Annotated in this window: 16 protein-coding genes, 1 tRNA gene and 1 pseudogene; 16 read left to right on the top strand and 2 right to left on the bottom strand. The window is 56.0% G+C overall.

What is annotated here, in order from left to right; genetic code table 11:
• Positions 1-231: 231 nt before the first annotated feature.
• The 5 genes and pseudogenes from QZR30_RS09875 (at position 232) to QZR30_RS28005 (ending at position 4,212) form a co-directional block, all read left to right on the top strand.
• Positions 232-1,098, top strand: a complete 867-nt coding sequence (locus QZR30_RS09875; RefSeq protein WP_311903260.1) for a hypothetical protein — start codon at positions 232-234, stop codon at positions 1,096-1,098.
• A gap of 131 nt (positions 1,099-1,229) precedes the next feature.
• Positions 1,230-2,273: a GGDEF domain-containing protein gene (locus QZR30_RS09880; protein WP_046070356.1), complete on the top strand. Its 1,044-nt coding sequence runs from the start codon at positions 1,230-1,232 to the stop codon at positions 2,271-2,273.
• Between the two features lie 21 nt (positions 2,274-2,294).
• The gene (locus tag QZR30_RS09885) at positions 2,295-2,447 is read left to right on the top strand and encodes a hypothetical protein (protein WP_156382931.1); all 153 of its coding nucleotides are present in this window, start codon (positions 2,295-2,297) and stop codon (positions 2,445-2,447) included.
• A gap of 124 nt (positions 2,448-2,571) precedes the next feature.
• A pseudogene (locus QZR30_RS28000) lies at positions 2,572-3,354 on the top strand (MCP four helix bundle domain-containing protein); the annotation flags it as partial.
• Positions 3,349-4,212, top strand: a complete 864-nt coding sequence (locus QZR30_RS28005) for a methyl-accepting chemotaxis protein (RefSeq protein ID WP_428977829.1) — start codon at positions 3,349-3,351, stop codon at positions 4,210-4,212. The pseudogene QZR30_RS28000 and the gene QZR30_RS28005, both read left to right, overlap by 6 nt.
• Before the next feature lie 43 nt (positions 4,213-4,255).
• On the opposite strand, the gene QZR30_RS09895 is transcribed toward QZR30_RS28005, so the two are convergent.
• Positions 4,256-5,287: an SDR family oxidoreductase gene (locus tag QZR30_RS09895; protein WP_046070358.1), complete on the bottom strand. Its 1,032-nt coding sequence runs from the start codon at positions 5,285-5,287 to the stop codon at positions 4,256-4,258.
• Positions 5,288-5,402: 115 nt separating this feature from the next.
• Between QZR30_RS09895 and QZR30_RS09900 the strand changes: the two genes are divergently transcribed.
• The 3 genes from QZR30_RS09900 to QZR30_RS09910 all read left to right on the top strand — a co-directional run bounded on the left by QZR30_RS09900 (position 5,403) and on the right by QZR30_RS09910 (position 8,548).
• On the top strand, positions 5,403-6,284 hold the full coding sequence (locus QZR30_RS09900) for a LysR family transcriptional regulator (RefSeq protein ID WP_046070359.1): 882 nt from the start codon (positions 5,403-5,405) through the stop codon (positions 6,282-6,284).
• Positions 6,285-6,527: 243 nt separating this feature from the next.
• Positions 6,528-7,661: a type IV toxin-antitoxin system AbiEi family antitoxin gene (locus tag QZR30_RS09905; RefSeq protein ID WP_046070360.1), complete on the top strand. Its 1,134-nt coding sequence runs from the start codon at positions 6,528-6,530 to the stop codon at positions 7,659-7,661.
• Complete coding sequence (locus QZR30_RS09910) at positions 7,646-8,548, top strand: hypothetical protein (RefSeq protein WP_046070361.1); 903 nt, start codon at positions 7,646-7,648, stop codon at positions 8,546-8,548. Before QZR30_RS09905 ends, QZR30_RS09910 begins: the two co-directional genes overlap by 16 nt.
• 150 nt (positions 8,549-8,698) lie before the next feature.
• On the opposite strand, the gene QZR30_RS09915 is transcribed toward QZR30_RS09910, so the two are convergent.
• A tRNA-Arg gene (locus QZR30_RS09915) sits at positions 8,699-8,775 on the bottom strand.
• Positions 8,776-8,970: 195 nt separating this feature from the next.
• Here QZR30_RS09915 and QZR30_RS09920 point away from each other — a divergent pair.
• The 8 genes from QZR30_RS09920 to QZR30_RS09955 all read left to right on the top strand — a co-directional run bounded on the left by QZR30_RS09920 (position 8,971) and on the right by QZR30_RS09955 (position 13,071).
• Positions 8,971-9,687 carry a Crp/Fnr family transcriptional regulator gene (locus tag QZR30_RS09920; RefSeq protein ID WP_046070362.1) on the top strand — a complete coding sequence of 239 codons (717 nt, stop codon included), beginning with the start codon at positions 8,971-8,973 and terminating at the stop codon, positions 9,685-9,687.
• A gap of 87 nt (positions 9,688-9,774) precedes the next feature.
• Entirely contained in the window at positions 9,775-10,317 is a 543-nt protein-coding gene (locus QZR30_RS09925) for an RNA polymerase sigma factor (protein ID WP_046070363.1), read from the top strand.
• Positions 10,318-10,420: 103 nt separating this feature from the next.
• Positions 10,421-10,648 carry a RebB family R body protein gene (locus QZR30_RS09930; protein ID WP_003187543.1) on the top strand — a complete coding sequence of 76 codons (228 nt, stop codon included), beginning with the start codon at positions 10,421-10,423 and terminating at the stop codon, positions 10,646-10,648.
• Between the two features lie 18 nt (positions 10,649-10,666).
• Positions 10,667-11,239 (top strand): hypothetical protein, encoded by a 573-nt coding sequence (locus QZR30_RS09935; protein ID WP_311903261.1) that lies wholly within the window; start codon positions 10,667-10,669, stop codon positions 11,237-11,239.
• Positions 11,240-11,321: 82 nt separating this feature from the next.
• A complete protein-coding gene (locus tag QZR30_RS09940) occupies positions 11,322-11,948 on the top strand; it encodes a hypothetical protein (RefSeq protein ID WP_014716414.1) in 627 nt (208 codons plus the stop codon).
• A gap of 40 nt (positions 11,949-11,988) precedes the next feature.
• Positions 11,989-12,309: a hypothetical protein gene (locus QZR30_RS09945; RefSeq protein WP_046070365.1), complete on the top strand. Its 321-nt coding sequence runs from the start codon at positions 11,989-11,991 to the stop codon at positions 12,307-12,309.
• A gap of 82 nt (positions 12,310-12,391) precedes the next feature.
• Positions 12,392-12,706 (top strand): RebB family R body protein, encoded by a 315-nt coding sequence (locus tag QZR30_RS09950; protein WP_003187550.1) that lies wholly within the window; start codon positions 12,392-12,394, stop codon positions 12,704-12,706.
• Positions 12,707-12,756: 50 nt separating this feature from the next.
• Positions 12,757-13,071 (top strand): RebB family R body protein, encoded by a 315-nt coding sequence (locus QZR30_RS09955; protein WP_043049126.1) that lies wholly within the window; start codon positions 12,757-12,759, stop codon positions 13,069-13,071.
• Positions 13,072-13,124: the final 53 nt, after the last annotated feature.

Here is a 13,124-nt window from a genome sequence, read left to right on the forward strand (position 1 = left end):
GCGCATACAAAAAAGCCCCAGGTCTTTTGGCCTGGGGCTTTTTCATGCGTAGGGGGTGCTTGCATTGTCTAGCTGGGTATATGTCAAAGTCTGCCAGGCGCGCGATTTACCCATCTGTGTGAAATAGAACATTTTTGGGCTGAAAAAAAACACAGGGGCAAATACGCATATACTGTGCACGATGATGGTAATAGTTGTCTGATGTTGTGGCATGAGGTCTGTTGAGCGTCGATGAATAAAACTGATCTACTGAACTATTTGAAAGAGACCAGTTACGCGATGACCCAAAGTGATATGGACGAAGCTATTCTTCTCCACTTCGAACTGGTAACGCAAAGCTATAGAAAAAAGCCGTTTTTCTACAAGACGTTGTTGAAATACGACAGGTACATGGTCGCGCTCTCCTTATTAAGCTTCAGTTATGAAGATGGTCGCGTTCCCTTGTCTAAAGTCAAGGCCTTCTGTCAGGAGCGAGGCTATCTTTCGCGCAATAGCCTGGATGCCTATTTTTCTTTTTTTTTCATCTCTGGGTATATGCATGTTCACCTGCACAACGAAGATGGAAGGCAGCGTATTTTCGCACCGACACAAACGGCATTGTGTGAAACCGCAAGTATGCTCAAGGCGTATCTGTTGCCGTCGCAAATGATCGTGCCTTATTTGGGCCGCCAGGTGAACGCCTTAAATTCCGAAGATTTATTGCGCTATTTCTTCAGAGGCTTTTCCAAGTTGCTTGAATCTGACTTGATGCTTGACAAACTAATGCCCGAAACAATGTGGCTCATCAATCGAGCCGGGGGGCATCTACCCATGCTCGCGCTTTATACAGATGCAATGAGGAACGGATCGTTACACTCTAATCAGAAAGTCTCATCCTATGTTGAGCTTTCGAAACGTTTGAGTGTTTCAAAGACGCATTTGATACGTATGGTTAAAGAAGGCGAGGTGAAAGGTTATTTTAAGTGTCACAAACATTCGGTAGAGCTGCGCCCGGTGTTTCTGGAACTGGCGCGTAAGATCATGTCAGTGCATTTTTCTGTCGTGTGCATAAGCATTGAATTGGGCATGGATATGAAAGCCGACAAATACGCATGCTAAGGCTTTCGGCGTTCGGTGAACCGTCAGGCCTTTAGACGTTTCCAAATGACGGGTGACTGTGTCGGTGTAGTTGATGGGCGGCCTCAAAGATTGACGAGCATATTCGATGGTCTTGGGAAAGGAGTTTATCAATGCCGGCGATTTTCAAGATTAGACCGAGAATGCGAACGCTGTTATCACCAGCAGTCATAAAAATTGAGTTGGTAGGTATATTGGCGTGGCTGGGGGCGCTTTTCATTGATTCGGTATCTGCACTGAATGTGATACATCTGTTGATCACGCTTTGCTTGTTGAGCGTTTGGTACGTTCATCGCGTGATACGCAGTTTTTTAATGTGGAGGGTGATGGGCGGTCTTTACATTTTTGTCCTTTCAGTCGGGTTTGCCTACATTATTCGCTCGCATATGGAGCTGCGAATATTTGCCTTGCCGTTGGCAGTGATCATTGTACTCAGCAGCGCTATCTTATTTATAACCGTTAGTGATTATCTGCTGTCCAGTGTGCAGGTCTGGCTATTGATGTGGACCCATATTGATATCGATATATATCGCGGTCAAGAGTTGTATTTACTGTTGTTTTGCCTCTCGTCTGTGTCGATTGGCTTTACCCTGAGTTTTACCTATTTGAGAAATTTGCGCTCGGTGTTATTGGTAGAGAGTGAGATCAGGACGCTCGCCGAGACTGACTTTCTCACGTCTTTGCTGAATCGTCGCGCCTTTATGGAACTCTTCCAAAAGCTATTGGCGGATGGGCGGTACGGCTATTTCATCATGTTAGATATCGACGGCTTTAAACTGAAGAATGATCAGTACGGTCATGATGTCGGCGACAAGATCCTGTGTGCCATGGCCAACTGCCTGAAATCAACACCGGGCAGTTACTGTGTCGGACGAATCGGCGGTGAAGAGTTCGGGGTCTTGGTGTTGGGCGGCGACGACTTGGTGGTTCAGGAATACGCGTTGCGTTTATTGGGTGCTATCCGGGCCAGTGTGGCGCCCCCGCATCATTACACCTGCAGTGCGGGAATAGCGCGATTCTCGGAAAACTCCGACATGTCGGCGGTGCTCAAGTGCGCCGATAAAAATATGTATAGGGCCAAACATAACGGCAAGGATCGCGTGTTTCAGGATGGCGAACAGGTTGGCGCACTCATGCTTCCTCTTTTTGCGCAATAACCATCAAACGTGGGTGTGATCATGAATATCGAGATTGACTATATTGACTCGCCGCCTTGCTACGTCTTGACGATGGGTGAACTGACTTTGATGTTTGAAACGCGTGACGAGGCAGAAGAGTTTATTCGGTTCCTGCGCGGCTCCGACGATGAAGAAAAAAACGTCAAGGATTAGATAGCTTCATCTGGGCGCGGAAATGGTTTAGCAACTGTTTTTTGTCGGGAGTGATCAGCGCTTTATCACTGAAGCCTCCTCGCCAATAGGTCGGTGCATCTTTTAAATAACCTGAGCACATGCAATGAAGTGGATAAAAAATGCGAAGCTTGCAACCAAGCTGTTGATGTCCTTCGTTTTGGTTGCGCTGATTACGTTGGTGGTCGGGGGCATCGGCTGGAGTGGCGTCAAGAAGTTGGGTTTTGCACTCAATCTTACCTTTTCAGACACCTTGGTTTCGGCTTCCAGCGTGTCCGAGGCGAAAGGCTTGATCATGACGCACAACCGCAATCTTTATCGTTTGTTGACGTTTGCGGCATCGGGCGCCGACAGAGCGGATGTGGAAGCGGTAGCGCGAGCATTGAATGACACCCAGCAACAGGTCGATAAGGTCTTCCACCACTATCGCTCAACCCCAATGGGCACTGAAGAGCGCCTGGCAGGTGAGGCATTCGAGAAACTCTGGGCAGCTTATCTGGTAAGCGCCAAACAGGTCATTGAGGCCATTAATCAAGCAAACTTTTCATCGGCCAGAAACCTGTTGAGCAATGAAAATGTACGCGCCATGAGTAACGCCCGCGAGCAGCTGGACGTTATCTTGGGCATCAACAGGGTTGAAGTAGACAAGCAAGCGCAAGCCGTTAACGCCACGATCAGTGAGTCGACGACTCAGTTGCTCGTGGGCGTATTGCTGTCCTTCATGATCGCCATTGCGTTGGGGGTGTGCATTACACGCAGTATCACCCGTCCGATCGCCTCGGCGGTCATCAGTGCCGAGCGGGTTGCTCGTGGCGATCTGACTGAAATGATCCGCACCCATCGTGAAGATGAAGTGGGGCAGTTGCTTAACGCGCTGAGCGCAATGCAACGGAGCCTGAAAAAGACGCTACAGGAAATCGCGAGTGCCTCGGATCAATTGGCTGCCGCTGCAGAAGAGCTGAGCGCCGTGACCGATGAAAGTACCCAAGGCTTGATTCGCCAGAACGACGAAATTCAGCAAGCGGCGACGGCGGTCAACCAAATGACCGTGGCTGTGGAAGAAGTGGCGCGCAATGCTATTTCCACATCGCAGGCTTCTGAAGAAACGCGCAACGAGGCAGTAAAGGGGCACGCTCACGTCGATGATGCGGTGATCGGGATCACGCGAATGGTCAGCGAGATTGAAGGTTCGGCCGGTAAAGTCGAATCCCTCGCGGGGCAAGTTCGCGACATCGGCAAGGTGATTGACGTTATACGCAGCGTCGCAGAGCAGACAAATTTATTGGCATTGAACGCTGCGATCGAAGCGGCCAGGGCTGGAGAGCAGGGCAGGGGCTTTGCCGTGGTTGCTGATGAAGTACGCGCTTTGGCCCATCGCACCCAGTCATCGACCGTTGAAATCGAAGGGATGATCAATGCCGTACAGCAATGCGCGGATGAGGCCGTTGCCGCAATGGGCGATAGTCGGTCCTTGGCTACGCAGACGCAGCGCTTGGCCGCACAGGCCGGGGAAGTGCTGCAAAGAATTTCGCTCGGCGTCGCGCAAATCAATGACCGCAATATCGTGATAGCCAGCGCCTCTGAAGAACAGGCCCAGGTAGCGCGTGAGGTTGATCGTAACTTGACGAACATCCAGGACTTGTCCGCGCAAACAGCTGCTGGCGCGAATCAGACCAATGCCTCCAGCCATGATCTTTCGCGACTGGCGCTGTCGTTCAATGATCTGGTGTCCAAGTTCAAGCTCTGAATGAAGGCCTGCCCCGTGCCGGCAGGGGTGGGTTTTCAAGGTTTTATAACTCGCCGTGGGCCTTGTACCAGGCCACCGTGTCAGTGAGGGTCTGGTCCAGCACGCGAAAGCTCAGACCCAGTTCCTCTTCACTTTTGCGGTGGTCAAAGCAGGTACGGTGCTCCTCTCGTATCAACAGCCGCAACGTCGCCATGCTCAGCAAAATGGGCTTGCCGGTCAGGTAGGCGTAGGCCTCTTGTACTGCGGCCAACAGGTAAAGCGCAGGCAGCGGCAGTTGCCGGGACGGTGTCTTGACCCCGGCGATACGCCCCAGCACTGGAATCAGCTGGCGCATGGTCAAGTTGCGGCCGGCCGCGAGATAACGTTCGCCCCGTCGCCCACTTTGTGCGGCGGCAATGTGCGCCCAGGCCACATCGCGGGCATCGACCAGGGAAAAGGTGCCGGGAATCAGCCCCGGCAGCTTGCCGTTGGCGACGTCCTTGACCAGTTGCCCGGAAGAGGTCGGCCCACGGTCGCCCGGCCCCCACATCCAACCGGGTAACACCATGCAGGCGTGCATCTGCGGATGGCTGTCGAGAAATCTCAGCACCTCCCGTTCAGCCAGGATCTTGCTGCGATAGTAGTCATCCGCATCGGCTTCGGCGCGCAGGCACGTTTCGTCGATGGGCGTGCCGGGGGCACCGTCGAGCACGGCAATCGATGACGTATGCACAAACCGTCGTACACCGGCTTCATAGGCATGCTCAAGCAGTGCTCGCGTACCGACGACATTGATCTTTTCCAGCGCTTCCCAATGGCTACCGCCCTTGTAGTTATCGCGAAAGAACGCCGCGCAGTGAAACACCGTATCGCAGCCTTGCAGGGCGGCCGCGAAGGCGCCCACATCGGCCATGTCCCCCACCACCTGCTCCACGCTTGGCAAATCGCTGAACTGCTGTTCGCCTTTGGCCGGCGAACGGACCAAAGCTTTGACCGCGTAGCCACGTGCGACCAGCTCCCGTACCAGGTTGTTGCCCAGCAAGCCGGTGGCACCCGTCACAAAGGTACGGCGCAAGCGGTTGGGGTTCGTTTTCATACAGGCCATTCCATTCGTTTAAAGGCCCGTAGATATACCGGTCAGACCGCGCCTGAAAAACGGCGACTGCTGCATAATGGCTTTGCACATCAGCAGACCAGGGAAGCTCATAGATATGGCGTTGCAGGCAAATTGGGACGATCTTCGCCTGCTGTTGGCGGTTTCGCGGCGTGGCAGCTTTTTGCAGGCGGGGCAGATGCTCGGTGTGGCCGCGTCTACCGTCGCCCGCCGCCTTACCCAACTGGAAACCGCCCTGGGCGAGCCGCTGGTGGAACGAGGGGTTGAAGGCTGCCGGCTGACCTCACGGGGTCAATCCCTGGTGGACGTCGCACTCGCGGCCGAGTCCGGCCTGCGGCGTCAGACCGCGGTCGACGGCGCGCAGGCAACGCTAAGCGGCACGGTGCTGGTCAGCGCCGGCGAAGGGTTTTCAGCGAGCGTACTGGAAGCCGCCAGTCGCTTTACAGCACTGCACCCAGGCTGCTCCGTGGAATTGCAGACCACCACCGACTTTCACAAGATCGTACGAGGCCTCGCCGATATCGCCGTACGCACAGCCCACCTGGGTGAACCATCCCTGATCTATCGAGGGCTCGGCAAGCTCGCCTATGGCGTCTTCGCAACCGCCGAATACCTGGAACGGTTCCCGGCGCTAACCCCCGCCACCGCAGCCAACATCGCCTTGCTGCCACCCCTGAACCTTCTACCGCAAATGCGCGCCGCAAAAGCCGCCGGGCTCGATCATGCGCCGATCAGCGTGAGCTCGTTTGCCGTGCAGCTTGAGTCGGTGAAGCGAGGGATGGGCGTGGCGGTGCTGCCGCGGGTTCTGGCGACGGGGTTGAGCGAGGTTTTCCCGGAAATAGCACTGCCGCCGATGGAGGTTTATCTGGTGACGCGGCCGCAGGCGTTGAAGCAGGTGCATATTCAGGGGTTTTTTGGGGTGTTGGAGGGGGTGTTGCGTGAGGCTTTGAGTGGGGATGGGGAGGAGTTGGTGGCGTAGGTGGTGTGATGAATTGCAGTACAGGGCATCATCGGCAAAAAGCCATAAGTCGCTGGGTAGGGGGCATTTTTAATACAAAATCGGCAGCATTGGCGTGCCGTTGCAAGTTATTTTTGATCAAAAAGTGATCTATTATTAGCTATTTAGATATATTTAGCTGTTCAGCTAAATATGGGATTTGAGCTAACCTATTGCTCGTATCTGAAGTTTTGCTGCCCAGCTAAAGAGGACTAGAGCTAAGGTATGGAAAAACATCATGACTGGGGCTCCAAGTTTGAACGCGAAGTCTTGGATGGCTTAGTGCGTAGTCTTACTGAGACCTTCGGGCCTGAAGCGCGCCTTAAGATGCACTCAGGTCTCGATTTTTATCATGGGCATGAAGGTCTGACTGCGGGTCCCGACGGCGTAATAGAGCTGAGTACCTCTGCCACAGCGCTAAAGATCCTCGTCGAGGTCGTTGGCAGTGCCTATCCCCGTGACATCCGAGACGCGGTGTGGCGCTTGGACAGTTTTGAACGAAGTCGCCCCCACGAGGTGGGCAGTGTTCGGATGATTGCAGCGCAATCTTTGAGCCCTGGCGCAAAGAAAGAATTGAAAGAGAGAGACATCGCATTTTTTGAGCTAGGCGGAAGCCTTTACCTCAAACATGACTACTGGCTAATCGATATACAGAGGCCATCAAAGCCCCAAGCCTCGAAGCGAGCGCCACAGCTTTTTACCGGCGCTCGCGAAAACGTTATTCATTCGCTTCTAATGCATTGCCATGAGTGGATGACGGGGGCCGAGTTATCAGATTTAGCAAAAACCTCTCAGTACACATGCTCAATGGTGCTTCAAGAGCTAACGCAGCGCGAGTGGTGCGAGTCTATAGGAGGGGGGCCGACGCATCGCAGACGGTTGGTCAACCCAGGAGCTTTGCTCGACGCGTGGGCTGAGCAGTGGCAGACACGAACACGTGAGCGCTCATCTACTTGGTATACGTTTGTGGAAAACCCAAGGCACCTGCTTGCACGGATTGCCGAAACAATTATCGAAAAACAGGTCGACTTTCCCTGGGCGTTTACAGGTGCGGCTGCAGGCAACGTATTCGTACCATTGCTAACAAACACAGACACTGTCGACCTGATTGTCCCTAAGGGATACACAGATGACATGGCGGATATGCTCAGGCTCAAGCCCGTAAAAAAAGGCGCGAACGTAACCATCAACGAGCGTGAAGGCGCTAGCCTGCTTTTTACACAACCGCATCCTGAATATCCTGCATATTTTGCGAGCCCATACATTCAGTATCTCGATCTCCTCGACGGGCGGGGGAGAAACAAGGAGCTGGCTGAGCACATCAGAAATCTTTTGGAGGCTGAATGGGCAAGGAATTGAAACCCCGCACGGCTGCGGGGTACGACGCAGATGTGACGAGCGCCTGTGAGAGGACCTTGCTTACGCTACTCAGTGCGTTCGGCAATTTGAAGGACACATTACGTTTAGTCGGCGGTCTGGTGCCTCGATACCTGACTCCCGAAGCGCCACCAGAGGTGCCATCGCATGCGGGTACGTCTGATGTAGACATTGTGCTCAACCTGGAAATTCTCGCGACCGGCGATGAGTACGTCAGCCTCGCCGATCAGTTGAAGGCACGCGGCTTCCTACGTTGGGTCGAGGATGGCAAGCCAACTTCCTGGAGATGGCGCAGGCAGGTTGATGAACATATTGAGGTCGTCGTCGAGTTGTTGCGTGATGCCGGAGACGAGCAGCCTGGAAAGGCGGTAAGCGTCAGCGGTGAGCACGTTTCGGCACTGACCATTAAACACGCCAGAATCGTGCACGATTGGTATCAAGAAAGAGAGGTGGGCGCTCAGTTGCTTGATGGTGGGGGAGTGTCGGTCGATATCGTACGTTTTGCAGACGTACCTGCATTCGTAATTCTGAAAGCTATTGCTCTTGACCAGCGGCAAGAGAACAAGGATGCGGCGGATCTCATCCATGTAGTTCGGTACACAGGCTCACTTGAAAATGTTGCTGGGCTTTTTGTGGAGCGGATTCGTACGGGGAAGCATCAAGAGGCCGTGAGAGATGGATTGGCTGCACTATCCCGGCGCTTCGGCGATGATGAATTCAGCGATGGTTTTGAAAAGGTGGGAGCAGTCGCTTATGCAAGGTTCCATGGCGGCGAAGAAGACGAACTGATCAGCGCACAGCGTTATGCAGCAGGCTTGATTCAAGGCTTGCTCGCTAAAATCGAAGCTCAGATGGCGAAAGTGACTTGACCCAGTTTGTTCAATTACTTTGAAACTGTACGTTACTCATAATGCCGACCTCTACAATCTCAACGCGACTTAATGCATCTATCCGGTAGATAAAACTCAAAAAGAAAAAAGCCCCAGATCTCGCGACCTGGGGCTTTTTCATTTCATATCTGGTGCACCCGGCGGGATTCGAACCCACGACCCCTGCCTTCGGAGGGCAGTACTCTATCCAGCTGAGCTACGGATGCTTGTGCGGGCGACATCATACCCATGTCGACCTGATGCGTCCATTCCAGCGTTTCCCCCGCTCTCTGTCGTCCATTTCCGACAAAAAATGGCTAATCGCCACCCTCATTCACAACTCCCCGCGCCGCGCGTCCCTTTGTTTGCTTTGCTCTTGTGGCTTTAAACCGCTTCCACGCCGCAATTCCCCAGGTGAACGCATGCATTCCAAAGGAACCGTGATGCTCGATCTCCCGCTGAGACAAACCCTGCTGGCTCGCTCCGATTTGTTTCGAGGTATGCCGGAGCACCTCTTGCGCTACGTGGCCACCCATATGGTGGAGCGCACGCTGGATGATCGTGAGCTGTTGTATTTCAAGGACGACACCCTCGAATTCATTGCGCTGGTAGTGGAGGGCCGGATTTATTCGGTGGTGCATGGGCCCGATGGTCGAGAGCAGATCATCGGCAGCACCGGGGCCGGGCAGGTGGTGGGGGAGACGGCGTTGATCAAGGATCATGGGCGTGAGTCTTCCACCTTTGCCAGTGGCCCTACGCGTTTGTTGCAGTTGGGCAGTCGGCATTTCGGCGTGCTGTTTGAGGAGCCGGTGTTTCTGCGGCGTTTGTTGATGCTGATGATGCTGCGTTTGCTGCAGGCCATTGAGTTGCTGGAGTTGGTGTGCCTGCATCGGCTGGAGTCGCGCTTGGCGCGGTTTCTGTTGGCCAATTTGGGCGAGATCGACCTGGCGCTGGCCTTGCCCAGTGTGTCGCTGCCCGCCAGCCAGGGGGTGTTGGCGTCGATGCTCAACACCAGTCGCCCCAAACTCAATGTGCAGCTGCAATTGTGGCGTCGCAGTGGGCTGATCAGCGGCAAGCTGGAGCGCATGGTGATCAACGATCTTGAGCATTTGCGGCGCAAGGCGTTTGCCTTGAATTAGTCGTGGCCCTGTTCCCCAGGTAACAGCGCGCCCCTGTCCCGCCCTCGCAGACTGGCCCTTCATCAAGGATGCACAGGAGTGCGGGCGATGGGGATGACTGTTCAGTTCAAGGATCAATGGGCCGCCGATGACCGTTTGTTCGAAGCGAGTTGGCGCGCTGTGCACGGCGAGCTCAGGCGCCGGGCGTTGCGGCGGGCCAAGGGCAATCTGGATCAGGGCCAGGAGTGGTTGTCGGCCACGGCGATCAAGGCCCTGTTGTTTTTTCGGCGCTCGCCCGAGCGCATTCGTGACCCTGAGGGGTTTCTGTTTCTGGTGCTCGACCATGTGTTTCTCGACAGCGTGCGGCGCAGCAAGCGCGAGGGGCGGCTGTTCGATGATTCGGTGGACCTTGAGCACGATCACCTGGCCGCGCTCGCCGCGCCCTGCGCGTCGGTGCTGGAGCGGGTGGAGTGCTACGAGCGCCTGGAGCGGGTGAAGGCGCAGGTGGCGCGGTTGCCGATGATGCAGCAGCGCTTGTTCGAGATGCGTTTTGTCGATGACCTGCCGTATCCGCAGATTGCCGCCGAGTTGCAGGTCAAGTTGCCGCTGGTGCGCAAGCGCGTGCAACTGCTGCGCAGTGCCTTGCGCTGAGCTGGATTCACAGAAGCCGGCGCGGGGCGTTCTAGTTGTATGAGCGCGTCCTGCCGCCACTATCCACGCCCAACCCTGGGCGAATGCCATCAAGGAGAGATGTATGACAGAGGTCAACAGCCAGATCACCGACGCGGTCACCCAAACCAACGTCAAGGTGGTGGCAGAGGCGCCGGCCCAGGCCATCGCGTCGCTGTATCAGGTCGCCAGCAGTGCGGCGGGCCTGTCGTTGCAGAACGCGGTCAACAGCCAGCAGGCGATGAACCAGATTTCCAATGCGGTGATCTCCAAGGCCGTGGCGCTGATCATGCAGATTGGCGAGAAGGGCTGAGGCCTCGGGAGATTGATTATGTCGTGGTTCAGTCGCAAGAAACCCGCCGCCTCCCAAGCAACGCCCGCCGCCGACTCACCGGCGCCAGCGCCCACTGCACCGGCTTCGCGCTCGATCATGGCGCGCATGAACGAGCACCTGCTCAACCAGGTAAGCACGCCGTCGCCCGACAGCACGGCGGCGCTCAATAGCCAGATCGTGCAGGCGGTGCAGTTCACCAACGCGCAGAACTTTGCCTATGCGCCGGCGCAGATCGCGGTGCCGGCCGACATGATGATCAGCCAGGCGGCCGGGCTGGTGGCGCAGGCGGCGGCGGGGTACTTCGACGGGGTCAGCAAGATCGCCCTGGCGGCCCAGGCCGTGCTGCTCCAGCAAATGACCGAGAACATCGTCAACAACAACCTGCCGGGCGCCGCCGAGGATGCACTGGGCGCGTTAGCCACCGACCTGCTGGTGGGCGCCGCTGCCGCTGTGGCCGCCGCCGCCGGGGCGATGGAAGCCGAAGCCGCCAGCGTGGCCATCGACAAGATCGACCAGAGCATCGCCAAGTACGCGAGCACCCTGGCCAACCGGGCCGCGCCAGCAGCCTGAACCGAGCACAGCGTTCCAGCGTTCTGCTGGAGCGGTGCAACAGCAACTTGAAAGCAACTTTTCTTGAGTGAGGAGCGACATCATGCAGCCTGGAGATATTATTTTTTCTGTCAAACAAGATGACGACAGCGCTACGCGGGCGTTTATCAAAGCCGGTCAACTGGTCAAGGCCAAGGTGTTCTCGCAGGACACGACGTACCTGAACGTGGTGCATCCGGCGATTGCGGTGAGCGACACCCTGGTGATCGAAAGCGTGGGCAGTGGCCTGGCCCTGACCGACCTGAGCCTGGAAAAACCGCCGCGCTCGGCGATGGTGTTTTCCTGCGTGGATACCGAACTGGGCGAGGCGGCGACGGTAGCTGCCAAGCAGTTCTACTTCGACAAAATCGGCGGTGATATTCGGGGCCGCTACAGCGTGTGGAACGCGATGATTTCAGCTTTCCGGCGCTGGACTTCCGATACCAGCCTGGTGACGCGGATCAACGAGTCCATCGACATCGGCAGCGGGTCCTTTTGTTCGCAGTTCGCAGCCAACTGCTATGAAGTCGGCAACCTCTACAACGAAGCCAATCTGCTGCCGCCTCCGCCTGCCATTTTCCCCAACCAGCCTAGCGCCATAACGCCTGCGGAGTTGGCGACCTTCTGTGATTCCTCGCCGCACTTTTACTTTGCAGGATTCTGGCAGGACAACGTTGAGGTGCGGCTTTAGCGGCGCTGTTGCCGTCAAGCCAGCGCCGCAGGAGGTTCACATGCAGCCACCGGTTCTATCCAGCGTTGATCGCCAGCGTCTTGAGGCGATGCTGCGCAGCCCGCAGATGTTCGACGGTGCGCCGCGCGCCATCGTTGACGAGAGCCTCAAGCGTGCGGTGCAGGTACTTGAACAATCGAAGACCAACGAGCAAGCAATTCGCCAGGCCGCCCAGCAGAGCGAGGCGGCGGTACGCCAAGCGCTGAGTGGCACGCCCGATCAAAGCGTCGAGCAGTTGGATCTCAAGCGTGAAGTGAACAAGGAGATCCAGCAGTTGATCGCACGGATCGAAGCCGCCCTGGCCGGACCTGCGAAATCCTGAAGCCACAGGTTTCACAGCCCTTGTTTCGCAACGTTCATTGATGAACACGGAATACACCGTGCACTAAATAAGGAAATTGATCATGCCATTAGTCAACGAGCAAATTACCGACGCGGTCACCCAGACCAACGTCAAAGTAGTGGCCGAATCGCCAGCGATGGCGATGAGCACCATCTATCAGTCCATGGCGCAGGCCACGGCGATTCTGTTCCAGAACGCCGTGTCGGCCCAACAGCAGCAAAACACCCTGGCCCAGGCGGCCACCAACCAGGGCGTGATGCAGATCTACAGCGTCGATACCACCGCCGGTGCGGCGGCCACCGAGAAAGTCGCCCAGGGCGGCGTGTCGGATAACCTCACTAGCCTCTTGACCGTGCTCAAGTCTTTCCAGCCTTAAGCACTGAGCAATAACGGAAGTTGTTCTTTCTCAACCCAGGAGTTTCAACCATGAGTACTGTCAGCCCGCAAATCACCGATGCCGTCACCCAGACCAACGTCAAGGTCGTTGCAGAATCGCCCGCGATGGCCATGAGCACGATTTACCAATCCATGGGCCAGGCCACGGCGATCCTGTTCCAGAACTCGGTCTCGGCTCAACAGCAACAAAACACCCTGGCCCAGGCGGCCACCAACCAGGGCGTGATGCAGATCTACAGTGTCGACACCACCGCCGGCGCGTCGGCCACCGAAAAAGTCGCCCAAGGCGGCGTGGCCGACAACTTGACCAGCCTGTTGGCCGTGCTCAAGTCGTTCCAACCTTAAGCTGCAGGGCCACAACAGCCCCGGTGCCCACTAGGCTCCGGGGCTGTTGTCGT

Origin of the sequence: Pseudomonas sp. rhizo25 (assembly GCF_031931935.1) — a bacterium.
Lineage (GTDB): Bacteria > Pseudomonadota > Gammaproteobacteria > Pseudomonadales > Pseudomonadaceae > Aquipseudomonas > Aquipseudomonas synxantha.

What these genes read in the sequence shown, in the direction of transcription:
- QZR30_RS09930 (WP_003187543.1), top strand. Translation starts at nt 10,421, where the DNA reads ATGACAGAGGTCAACAGCCAGATCACCGACGCGGTCACCCAAACCAAC.
- QZR30_RS09955 (WP_043049126.1), top strand. Translation starts at nt 12,757, where the DNA reads ATGAGTACTGTCAGCCCGCAAATCACCGATGCCGTCACCCAGACCAAC.
- QZR30_RS09925 (WP_046070363.1), top strand. Translation starts at nt 9,775, where the DNA reads ATGGGGATGACTGTTCAGTTCAAGGATCAATGGGCCGCCGATGACCGT.
- QZR30_RS09905 (WP_046070360.1), top strand. Translation starts at nt 6,528, where the DNA reads ATGGAAAAACATCATGACTGGGGCTCCAAGTTTGAACGCGAAGTCTTG.
- QZR30_RS28005 (WP_428977829.1), top strand. Translation starts at nt 3,349, where the DNA reads ATGCAACGGAGCCTGAAAAAGACGCTACAGGAAATCGCGAGTGCCTCG.
- QZR30_RS09950 (WP_003187550.1), top strand. Translation starts at nt 12,392, where the DNA reads ATGCCATTAGTCAACGAGCAAATTACCGACGCGGTCACCCAGACCAAC.
- QZR30_RS09935 (WP_311903261.1), top strand. Translation starts at nt 10,667, where the DNA reads ATGTCGTGGTTCAGTCGCAAGAAACCCGCCGCCTCCCAAGCAACGCCC.
- QZR30_RS09945 (WP_046070365.1), top strand. Translation starts at nt 11,989, where the DNA reads ATGCAGCCACCGGTTCTATCCAGCGTTGATCGCCAGCGTCTTGAGGCG.
- QZR30_RS09900 (WP_046070359.1), top strand. Translation starts at nt 5,403, where the DNA reads ATGGCGTTGCAGGCAAATTGGGACGATCTTCGCCTGCTGTTGGCGGTT.
- QZR30_RS09885 (WP_156382931.1), top strand. Translation starts at nt 2,295, where the DNA reads ATGAATATCGAGATTGACTATATTGACTCGCCGCCTTGCTACGTCTTG.
- QZR30_RS09880 (WP_046070356.1), top strand. Translation starts at nt 1,230, where the DNA reads ATGCCGGCGATTTTCAAGATTAGACCGAGAATGCGAACGCTGTTATCA.
- QZR30_RS09940 (WP_014716414.1), top strand. Translation starts at nt 11,322, where the DNA reads ATGCAGCCTGGAGATATTATTTTTTCTGTCAAACAAGATGACGACAGC.
- QZR30_RS09875 (WP_311903260.1), top strand. Translation starts at nt 232, where the DNA reads ATGAATAAAACTGATCTACTGAACTATTTGAAAGAGACCAGTTACGCG.
- QZR30_RS09910 (WP_046070361.1), top strand. Translation starts at nt 7,646, where the DNA reads ATGGGCAAGGAATTGAAACCCCGCACGGCTGCGGGGTACGACGCAGAT.
- QZR30_RS09895 (WP_046070358.1), bottom strand. Translation starts at nt 5,287, where the DNA reads ATGAAAACGAACCCCAACCGCTTGCGCCGTACCTTTGTGACGGGTGCC.
- QZR30_RS09920 (WP_046070362.1), top strand. Translation starts at nt 8,971, where the DNA reads ATGCATTCCAAAGGAACCGTGATGCTCGATCTCCCGCTGAGACAAACC.